At 65.9% G+C, this 10,473-nt stretch carries 6 protein-coding genes; 5 read left to right on the forward strand and 1 reads right to left on the reverse strand.

Features of this window, described 5'->3' with window-relative positions; genetic code table 11:
• On the reverse strand, positions 1–2,552 hold a 2,552-nt coding region (locus tag NN5_RS22615; protein WP_067738612.1), incomplete at its 3' end, for an Rne/Rng family ribonuclease.
• 610 nt (positions 2,553–3,162) lie between these two features.
• Here NN5_RS22615 and NN5_RS22620 point away from each other — a divergent pair.
• The 5 genes from NN5_RS22620 (at position 3,163) to NN5_RS22640 (ending at position 10,463) form a co-directional block, all read left to right on the forward strand.
• The gene (locus NN5_RS22620) at positions 3,163–4,032 is read left to right on the forward strand and encodes an N-acetylmuramoyl-L-alanine amidase family protein (protein ID WP_067738613.1); all 870 of its coding nucleotides are present in this window, start codon (positions 3,163–3,165) and stop codon (positions 4,030–4,032) included.
• Positions 4,033–4,140: 108 nt separating this feature from the next.
• The gene (locus tag NN5_RS22625) at positions 4,141–6,690 is read left to right on the forward strand and encodes a penicillin-binding protein 1A (RefSeq protein WP_067738614.1); all 2,550 of its coding nucleotides are present in this window, start codon (positions 4,141–4,143) and stop codon (positions 6,688–6,690) included.
• Positions 6,691–6,813: 123 nt separating this feature from the next.
• Positions 6,814–7,923, forward strand: a complete 1,110-nt coding sequence (locus NN5_RS22630) for an alpha/beta hydrolase (protein ID WP_084385119.1) — start codon at positions 6,814–6,816, stop codon at positions 7,921–7,923.
• Between the two features lie 198 nt (positions 7,924–8,121).
• Positions 8,122–9,315 (forward strand): diguanylate cyclase, encoded by a 1,194-nt coding sequence (locus NN5_RS22635; protein ID WP_067738615.1) that lies wholly within the window; start codon positions 8,122–8,124, stop codon positions 9,313–9,315.
• 179 nt (positions 9,316–9,494) lie between these two features.
• Positions 9,495–10,463, forward strand: a complete 969-nt coding sequence (locus tag NN5_RS22640; RefSeq protein WP_245656666.1) for a GGDEF domain-containing protein — start codon at positions 9,495–9,497, stop codon at positions 10,461–10,463.
• The last annotated feature ends 10 nt before the right edge of the window (positions 10,464–10,473 follow it).

Consider the following 10,473-nt stretch of genomic DNA (forward strand, 5'->3'; position numbering starts at 1 on the left):
GTGCGCTTGGGCTTGGCCGGGGCTTCCTCGGCGGCGGGTTCAGCCGGAGCTTCGGCCGCAGGGGCCTCGGCGGCTTCGGCGTCGGCCTTCTTGCGGCGGGTGCGCTTGGGCTTGGCCGGCGCTTCCTCGGCAGCGGGTTCGGCCGTTACGGCTTCACCGGCTTCTTCGGTCGCGGCGGGAGCAGCCTTCTTGCGGCGGGTGCGCTTGGGCTTGGCGGGGGCTTCCTCGGCGGCGGGTTCAGCCGGAGCTTCCTCCGCAGCGGCTTCGGCGACAGGTTCCGGTGCCGGAGCCTCTTCGGCTGCCGGAGCTTCCGGTTCGCCGTCCTCGCTCACCTCTTCGCCGGCCTCACCGTTCTCGGCCTCGCCTTCGCCATTGCGGCGGCCACGGCGGCGGCGGCCACCCCGGCGGCGGCGCTTGCGCGGGGCTTCCCCGTCTTCGCCTTCGGCCACGGCGGCTTCGGCTTCCACGATGGCTTCGCCATCCGCTTCACCTTCGCCTTCGGCCTCTTCGGTGCCGTCTTCGTCGTTCACGGCAGCCTCATCGGCACCCTGCTCGTCGGCACGATTGCGGCCACGGCCCCGGCGGCGCTTGCGGCGCTTGCGGCGGCCCGCGCCGTCACCTTCCTCGGCAGCGCGATCCTGCGCATCCTCGCGCTCGATCTCGTCCTCTTCGTCCTCCGGATAGTCCTCGTCGTCGACATCCATCGCGATGGGCTCGAAGCGGGGCACGAACTCGTTGCGCGGGCCGGACGACATGACGCGCATCTTCGCGCCTTCGTTCTCACCCTCGGGGATCACTTCCACCGAGACGCCGTAGTGCGCCTCGATATCGGCGAGGTCCGAACGCTTGGCATTGAGCAGGTACACTGCCGCTTCGGTGGAGGCGAACAGGGTGATGATCACACCCTTGCCCTTGGCGGCTTCGTCCTCGATCTGGCGCAGCGCGGAAAGACCGGCGGAGCTGGCCGTGCGGACAAGGCCCGAGCCATCGCAGTGCGGGCACGAGCGCGTGGTGGCTTCGAGAACGCCGGTGCGCAGGCGCTGGCGGCTCATTTCCATCAGGCCGAAGCTCGAAATGCGGCCGACCTGGATGCGCGCGCGGTCGTTCTTGAGCGCGTCCTTCATCGCCTTCTCGACTTTGCGGACGTTGGAGCCGTACTCCATGTCGATGAAGTCGATGACGACGAGCCCGGCCATGTCGCGCAGGCGCAGCTGGCGGGCGATTTCATGCGCGGCTTCGATGTTGGTGGAAACCGCCGTCGCCTCGATGCCGTGCTCCTTGGTGGAACGGCCCGAGTTGATGTCGATCGAGACGAGCGCCTCGGTCGGGTTGATGACGATGTAGCCGCCCGATTTGAGCTGGACGACCGGATCGTACATCGCGGTCAGCTGGTCTTCGGCGCCGTAGCGCTGGAACAGCGGCACGGGGTCGGAGTAGGGCTTCACCTTGCGCGCATGGCTGGGCATGAGCAGCTTCATGAAGTCCTTGGCGGCGCGGTAGCCTTCCTCGCCTTCGACAACCACTTCCTCGATATCGCGGTTGTAGATGTCACGGATGGCGCGCTTGATGAGGTCGCTGTCCGAATGGATCAGCGCCGGGGCGGCCGATTTCAGCGTCTGTTCGCGCAGCTCGTCCCACAGGCGGGCGAGATAGTCGAAGTCGCGCTTGATCTCGGTCTTGGTGCGCTGGAGGCCGGCAGTGCGCACGATGCAGCCCATGGTGCGCGGCAGGCTCAGTTCGGCGATGATCGACTTGAGGCGCTTGCGGTCGCTGGCCGAGCTGATCTTGCGGCTGATGCCGCCGCCGTGGCTCGAATTCGGCATGAGCACGCAGTAACGGCCGGCGAGGCTGAGGTACGTGGTCAGCGCTGCGCCCTTGTTGCCGCGCTCTTCCTTGACGACCTGCACCAGCAGCACCTGGCGGCGGTGGATGACGTCCTGGATCTTGTAGCGGCGGCGCAGAGCCATGCGCTTGGCGCGCATTTCCTCGGCTTCCTTGGAACGGCCGGAATTGCGCCCGCCCTGACGGCGGCCACGGCCGCGGCGCCCGCGGTTGTCGCTCTCTTCGGCTTCGGCGGTCTCTTCCTCGCCTTCGCCGTTTTCGGAAAAGCCGTTTTCGACGTTGCCGTCCTCGATCGTGGCGACTTCGTCCTTTTCGGACGTGTCGACCTCGGTCAGGCCGCCGTCTTCGAAGTCATTGGCTTCGAAGTCTTCGCCTTCACCGTCGACATCATCCTCGTCGTCCTCGGCATCCTCGCTGGCGCGCAGTTCGGCTTCTTCGGCCAGCAGCGCTTCGCGGTCTTCCTTCGGAATCTGGTAGTAGTCGGGGTGGATTTCGCTGAAAGCGAGGAAACCGTGACGGTTTCCGCCGAAATCGACAAAGGCCGCCTGCAGCGAAGGTTCGACGCGAGTCACCTTCGCCAGGTAGATGTTGCCTTTTATCTGTTTGCGTTCGGTCGATTCAAAATCGAACTCTTCAATGCGGTTTCCTTTGAGTACCGCCACCCGCGTTTCTTCCGGGTGGCGCGCATCGATGAGCATGCGCGTTGCCATTATGTGATCTCCATACGCGCCCGGTCCCGGCCGGATCAGCCTGGGAGGCGCGGTTCTGTTCGAAAAGGCCCGATGGACGAAGGCGAATGCCGCCGTATGCGGCGAGAGGCTTCGTGCTGCGGGCGAAGGTAAAGGTGAATTCGGGGCAATCCAGCGCCCCGGATGGTGCTAACGTATCGGCTGCAACGAAGGCAGCGTGCGTGTCTGCGAGAGGAAGATCGCGCGGCGAAATCGAACGCGCGGAGAATTGCGGCCATACCGCCCATGCCCTTTCGGGCATCGGCAGACAAAGCGGCAATTGACTTCTCATGGCTCGCATCAACCTGTTCGGACCCGGAAACGGATTTTCCGGTATCGACGGCCCCGGGTTGTGTGCCTGGCCGGTCCTTGTGTCCGGTGTCATCTGGTGATGCTTGTGCCGGATTGCGAGGGCCGAAGGGCGTCATGGGCCCCGGGATTTGATTGGCCTAGCATTCAAGGCCCTTGACGGCAAGTTACTTGGCCATGGTGCTTTTACCGCCGGGATGGTTACCGGTTTCTTTCCCAAAACGGTGGGAACACACCGGGGCAGGATTGCCGTGTGCGCAATCTGTTCCTAGCAAGGCCGCAAATGTCGCGCATATTGCAAATACTGGTGATCCTCTCGGCGCCGCTGTCGGTGCTGGTCGCGGTATTCGTGCTCGACAGGGCGGCGGGTCTCGCCGGGAACGGCGGGCACTATGTAGTGCGCTTCGATCTGCCGAGCGCCGATGCCCCGGTCGATCTGCCCCGGGTTGACGGACCACCGGATTCCAGCCGGCCGCTGGTGGTCATCGATCCGGGACACGGCGGCTTCGATCCTGGCGCCGGCGCGGACCGCGTGCGCGAGAAGGACGTGGCGCTCAAGATCGCGCTGGCGATCCGCCAGCAATTGCTGGCCGGCGGCGGCATTCGCGTGGCGCTGACCCGCGATACCGACCGTTTCGTGTCGCTGCAGGACCGGCCGGATATCGCGCGGCGGCTCCATGCCGACTTGTTCATCTCGATCCATGCCGACAGCGCCGAGGCTGATTCGGCGCGCGGCGCCAGCGTCTATGTCCTGTCCCAGAAGGGCTCCAGCCAGGCCGCCGAGCGCATTGCCGCGCGCGAGAACGGGGCGGACCGGATCAACGGCGTGTCGCTGTCGCAGACCAGTTCGAATGTCGGTGCCATCCTGCTCGACCTGTCCCAGCGCGGCGCGCAGGCCGGATCGGCGGAACTGGCCGAGCTGATGCTGCGCGAACTGCGCGAGGCGGATGTCGGGCTGCACCACGGCCGGGTCGAAACGGCGGCGCTGGCTGTGCTCAAGGCGCCCGATATTCCCTCGATCCTGTTCGAGACGGGCTATATCAACAATGCGCAGGACTATGCCTTCCTCAATTCCGCGAAGGGACAGAAGGTCATCGCCGATGCGGCGGCGCGCGCCGTGCGCATCTATTTTGCCCGCAAGACGGGCGTATAGGGCCCCGTTCGTGAACGCGCTCGTGAAAGTCCCCGCAAAAGCGCTCACCGCATTTTCGCGCTTCCTGTCTGGCCTTGCCCGAAACCACCGTGCTAGAGGACGCCCGCAATGAGCGACCCGACCCAGAGCAATGGCGCCGGCCCCGGCGAGCAGCCGCCCGAAGACGCAAGCTATCGCATTCACCGCGAGGGTGCGTCAGGCCCGCTCGGCGCGGTGAAGCGCATCTGGCGCAGTTCCAAGTGGCTGCGGCGTTTCAGCTATCTGGGGCTTGCCGGGCTCGCGGCGCTCACCGGCTTCTGGGTGGTGATCACCCGCGATCTGCCCGATGCCCGCAAGCTGCTGGAATACCAGCCCCCGCTGCCGACCATGGTGCGCGGTATCGATGGCGAGATTGTCTACAGCTATGCGCGCGAGCGGCGCGTGCAGCTGCGCTTCGTCGATTTCCCGAGGCCGCTGGTCAACGCTTTCCTCTCGGCCGAGGACAAGACCTTCTGGACCCACGGCGGTGTCGATTTCACCGGGCTTGCCGGTGCCGTGATCGACTATGTCGCCAAGTACGGTTCGGGACAGCGCGCGCGCGGCGGTTCGACGATCACCCAGCAGGTGGCCAAGAACATCCTGATCGGCGATGAATATTCGATCACCCGCAAGCTCAAGGAAATGATCGTCGCGCACCGCATCGAAGGCGTGCTGTCGAAAGAGCAGATCCTTGAACTCTACCTCAACGAAATTCCGCTCGGCCGCCAGAGCTTCGGCGTGCAGGCCGCCGCGCGCGCCTATTTCGGCAAGGACGTGGGCGATCTCGATCTGCACGAGACGGCGTTCCTGGCGATCCTGCCCAAGGCGCCCGAGCGCTATGGCCGCAAGCAATACGAAGGCATGGCGATTGCCCGGCGCAACTGGGTGCTGGACGAGATGGTCAAGAACGGCTGGGTCTCGCGCGCCGATGCCGACGCTGCCAAGGCCAAGCCGCTCGGCCTGATCCCGCGCCAGTCCGAAAGCTACGATGCGGCCAACAGCTATTTCGTCGAGGAAGTGCGCCGCCGCCTGATCGACCGCTATGGCGAAAAGGCCGAGGATGGGCCGAACAGCGTCTATGCCGGCGGTCTGTGGGTGCGCACGTCGCTCGATACGCAGATGCAGAAGGCCGTGCGCGATGCACTGCGCAAGGGACTGCTGAACTTTCAGGGCAATCGCGGCTGGACCGGGGCTGTCGCGCATCTGCGCAATCTGGAGAACTGGCAGACGCAGCTGATCGTTGCCAACAAGACGATCGACTACAAGAACTGGCGCGTCGGCGTCATTCTCGACAAGTCGGACAGCACCGGGCGGATCGGCTTTTCCGACGGCAATATCGCGACGCTGACGGGCATTGCCGACAAGGCGCGCGCAGGGGACCTCGTCGTGGCCGAGCCGGTTTCGGCGGGCACCTGGGCGCTGCGCGCGATTCCGGAAGTTTCGGGCGGCATGATCATGGAGAAGCCTGCCAGCGGGCGCATCCTCGCCATGCAGGGCGGTTTCGATTACGGGCTCGGCTCGTTCAACCGCGCCACGCAGGCGGAGCGCCAGCCGGGTTCGACGATCAAGCCGTTCGTCTATGCCACCGCGCTGCAGAACGGGATGACGCCGGCCACGCAAGTGCTCGACGGCACGTTCTGCGTCTATCAGGGCGCGGCGCTGGGCCAGAAGTGCTTCCGCAACTTCGGCGGCGAAGGCGGGGCGGGCAGCCACACGATGCGCTGGGGCCTTGAGCAGTCGCGCAACCTGATGACCGTGCGGATCGCCAACGACACCGGTATGCCCAAGGTGATCAAGACGTTCCACAATATGGGCATCGGCGATTACAAGCCGTACCTGTCCTTCGCGCTCGGCGCCGGGGAGACCACGGTGGCGCGCATGGTCAATGCCTATGCTTCGCTGGCCAACAACGGCGTGCAATATCCGGCCTCGGTGATCGACTATGTGCAGGACCGCAACGGCAAGGTGATCTGGCGTTCCGACACGCGCCATTGCGACAACTGCAATATGGCCGAATGGGACGGCAAGCCGATGCCGCGCATCCAGCGCAAGGGCAAGCAGGTGATCGACGCCGACACCGCCTATCAGGTGATCCACATGCTCGAAGGCGTGGTCACTCGCGGCACCGCGGTGCGCCTGCGCGATCTCAATCTGCCGATCTTCGGCAAGACGGGTACGACCAATGGCCCGACCGACGTGTGGTTCATGGGCGGCAATCAGGACTATGTCGGCGGCGTCTATGTCGGTTACGACAATCCCCGTTCGCTGGGCGGCTGGGCGCAGGGCGGGCGCATTTCCGCGCCGATCTTCAAGGACGTGGTGCTGGCCACCCGCTCGCGCTGGACGCTGACCCCGCTGCTCGCGCCGCCGGGTATCCGCATGGTCCGCATCGACCGCGTGACCGGCAAGCCGGTGATGGGCGCGGAACCGAGCAATGATCCCAAGGCATCGGTGATCTGGGAAGCGTTCAAGCCCGACAGCGAGCCGACGCAGTACGCCGCGGAGGACGAGTTCAGCCGCCGCCGCGATGCGCTCGTCGCGCAAGTCTCGCAGGCGCGCGAGGAGCGCGAGGCGGCCAAGGCGCGGGCTGTCGGCGTCCAGGCGCAGGACTTTGCAGAAGAGCAGGGCGGGCTGTACTGACGGCCGGCGGGCCCGGGGCGGGAAATGTCCGCCCGGCTATCGTCGGTTCTGTCGTGCCTGCACGGCTCTTGGGCCGCGCACGTTCCATGGCAACGCGGTTGCCGCCGTTCTGAGGGGATGGACATGAAGACAGGCACCGCAATGGCGCGCGCGCGGCGCTGGCTGGCGTCGGGGGCGGCGCTGCTGGCGCTGGTCTGCACGGGCCCGGTGGCGGCGGATTCCGCTGCCGTGGCGCCGGCGGCGCATCCGCAGGCCGCGAAAACGGACGGGGCAGGACCTTACATCCGTCCCGATGTGGCGGCCTACCTCAAGAACTTCTACGCCGCGCCGCGGCCCGCGTTCACGCGCGAAATGCTGATGCAGATGCACAAGCTGCCGCCTGCCGCGCTGGCGGCGATGGCGCAGCAGGACCTGCCGGTGGGGGACATGGCGTTCGTCAGGGATGTGACGATGCCTGGCCCCGGCGGCCCGATGGCGCTGCGCCTGTTCGACACGCGCGCTACCCGCGCGCCCGGCCCGGTCGTGTTATTCTATCACGGCGGCGGTTACGTGTTCGGCAATATCGACACGCACGCCGGGATCGCGGCGGAAATCGCTCGCCAGCTCGATCTGCCGGTGATTTCGGTGGAGTACCGTCTGGCGCCGGAGAACCCGTTTCCGGCCGCGGTCGATGACGGCGAGGCCGCCACGCGGTGGATCGCGGCGAACGGCAAGGCGTTCGGGCGCGATTTCACCGGCCTTGTCCTCAGTGGTGACAGCGCGGGTGGCAATCTGGCGCTGGTGTCGGCGGCCGCCTTGCGCGACAGGCCGGCCGCGCTGCCGGTGGTGATGCAGATCCCGATCTATCCCGCGACCGATTTCTCGAAGACCTATCCTTCGGACGAGACTTTTGCCGAAGGCTATATGCTCGATGCGAAAAGCATGGGCGAATTCAGTGCGCAATACGCGGCCGATCCGAAAAGCCTGCGCGCCTCGCCGCTGCTGGGCGATCTGCACGGGTTGCCGCCGACCGTGCTGGTGACGGCCTCGCTCGATCCGCTGCGCGATCAGGGACGGGCCTATGCGGCCAGGCTGGTCGAGGCCGGGGTTCCCACGGCCTATTACGAAGGCAAGGGGCTGATCCACGGCTTTGCGACCTTTCGCAAGGCGATCCCTTCGGCGCAGGACGATACCGTGGCGTTCCTCCGTCTTGCCAGAGCGATGCTCGATGAGACCGACGGCCATTCGAAATGACATGACCGCGCCATGGCGCGAGGGCTTTCGGGGGGCGCGTCTTCGCGGCGCTCCGGGCGGTGCTGGTGACGGCGGGAATGGGTCCGGAATGGGGCATTCCCTTCCATGGTAACCGGGGAATTAACCGGCTGTCTTAAATCGGCGTTACCCGTCTCCGCATAGATTTGCGCAAGATTTGTTAACAGCCGGAGAGCAGTGATGGCCAGGGTGTCCGCGCGTGGCCTGACGCTGCGCTATCTGGCGGCGCTGGGGCTGGTTGCTTTCCTGTCCATTGCCTCGCACTTCGTGGTCAGGGACATGCTGCGCGTCAGCAGGGGATCGGCCGAGATCATCAACATGAGCGGCCGCCAGCGGATGCTGTCGCAGCGTATCGTCAGCCTTGCGCTGGAACTGGACCGGGGCGACGAAAGCGTCCGGGCACCGCTGAAAGAGGCGATCAGCCAGTTCGGCGCGGCGCACCGCAGGTTGTTGGACCTGCCGAACGGAGAGATCCGCAATCCCATGGCCGAGGCGCGGCTCAGGGATACTTATTTCGGCGCTGCGGAAACGGACAAGGCGGTGCAAGTCTTCCTTGCCGCCGCCAGCCGGATCGCGGGCAGCGCGAAGACGGCGCCCGAACCACACTATGGCGCCGATCTGGCGCTGCTGCAGGCTTCCGCGCGCGGCCCTCTGCTCGAAGGGCTGGAGCAGGTCGTCTCGATCCACCAGACGGTGAGCGAGGAGCGCATCCAGTATCTGGAACAGCTGCAGCGGGCGATCGTGATCACGGTCGTCATCACGCTCCTGATCGAGGGCGTGTTCATCTTCCGGCCGATGGTGCGCGATATCTCGGGCTATGTCCGGCAACTGCTGGACCTTGCCGATCGGGACTACCTGACCGGCGTGGCGAACCGGCGGGCCTTCACCGATCTTGCGCGGGCCGAGATCCAGCGCGCGCGGCGGCACCGGCGCCATCTTTCGATCCTTCTCGTCGATGCCGATCAATTCAAGCGGATCAACGACGTCAACGGGCATCTGGTGGGAGACGCCGTGCTGGTGGCACTGGCAAAGACGCTGGAAGCGGGCGCGCGCCGCGAAGATATCGTGGGGCGTATCGGCGGCGAGGAGTTCGCCGTGCTGTTGCCGGAAACCCCGCTGCCGCAGGCGCGCGAAGTGGCGGAACGGCTTCGCCGCACCATGGCGGCGCAGCCGGTCCATGCCCACGGCAAGTCGATCGAAGTGACGATCAGCATCGGCATGGCGAGCGTCCCGCTCGACGTCGCGGACCCGCTGGTAGCGGCCATAGGGGTGGCGGATTCCATGCTGTACAAGGCCAAGGAGGCCGGGCGGAACTGTGTCTGGCCGAAACTGGCGCCGGTCGATGCCGATGGTGTCAGCCACTTGCGGGGCTAGGTCCTGACCCTAAGGGTGTTTCAGTTTTGCAAGGGTGCGATTCCATCTGGAATCAGAAGGGGTTGCTCTCCCCGACGGGAGGGAGAGCGAGCCTGAATTAAAGCGATCTTAACCAAAAGTTAGCGGCTCGGCGGCTAGGCAGAGCCATGACTGCCGGGCGCCAGATAGAGCGGAGACGCGTGCAGCACCCTGCGTTGGTGCTGGAGCATTCCTTTCTCTTCCGGATTCCGCCCCGCTATGGCTGGCCGGCGGCGCTTCTGCTGCTGGGGGCCGTGGCCGCCGCGGAAAGCGTTACCCCGCGCGAGATCTGGTTCGGGCCGGTCTATCTGGCCGTGGTGTGTTTCGCGGCATGGGCCCTGAGTATCCGCTCGGCGTTTCTGCTGGGAACCTCGGTCCTCCTGTTCAAGCTGGCGACCGGGAATCTGGCCTTCTATCCGATGGGCCCCGGACTGGCTCTGGGGAACCTGGCCGTGCGCTTTGCCGGCATCGGCATCGTTCTGGGCTTCATCGGCCTTGCCCGCAAATCCTACGAGCGCGAGTGGCATCTGGCCCGCACCGACCTGCTGACCGATGCGCTGAACCGGCAGGCCTTCTTCGAGCTTGTCCGCTCGGGCCGCTGTTCGGGCGGTTGGTCGGCACTGATCTATGCCGATCTGGACGGCCTGAAACAGTTGAACGATCAGCAGGGGCACGATCAGGGCGACGAGAGCCTGAAGGCCTTCGCCGAAACCGTCCGCCGGACGATCCGCAAGGGCGATGTGCTGGCCCGCATGGGCGGCGACGAATTCGTCATTTTCATGAAACTGCGCGACGAGGAGGCGGGGCAGGCGGTGGCCTGCAGGCTGCACCGGGCCCTCAATACGAGCGGCGAGGACGCTGCCTGCCGCCTCAAGTGCAGTCTGGGCGTTCTGGTTCTGCCGGACGGCTCGCAGTCGATCGATGCCGAGCTGCGCGCGGCCGACGAACTGATGTACAAGGCCAAGCAGTCCCGCGCGGGCGTCGCCGTGGCGACGGCGGTGGTGACGGACGGACAGATCGCCCTGACGATCCAGGACCTCGCTCCTCCCCACGAATCGCAAGTCCGGCAAACCGACCGGACAGGGGAGGCAAGCGGCAGCGCACCGGACCAACCGCGCGCTGCGGCTTAGGGCCAATCGA

Origin of the sequence: Novosphingobium naphthalenivorans NBRC 102051, assembly GCF_001590985.1 — a bacterium.
GTDB classification, from domain to species: Bacteria; Pseudomonadota; Alphaproteobacteria; order Sphingomonadales; family Sphingomonadaceae; genus Novosphingobium; species Novosphingobium naphthalenivorans.

Coding starts and splice junctions, on each gene's coding strand:
- NN5_RS22630 (WP_084385119.1), top strand. CDS start 6,814: ATGAAGACAGGCACCGCAATGGCGCGCGCGCGGCGCTGGCTGGCGTCG.
- NN5_RS22635 (WP_067738615.1), top strand. CDS start 8,122: ATGGCCAGGGTGTCCGCGCGTGGCCTGACGCTGCGCTATCTGGCGGCG.
- NN5_RS22625 (WP_067738614.1), top strand. CDS start 4,141: ATGAGCGACCCGACCCAGAGCAATGGCGCCGGCCCCGGCGAGCAGCCG.
- NN5_RS22620 (WP_067738613.1), top strand. CDS start 3,163: ATGTCGCGCATATTGCAAATACTGGTGATCCTCTCGGCGCCGCTGTCG.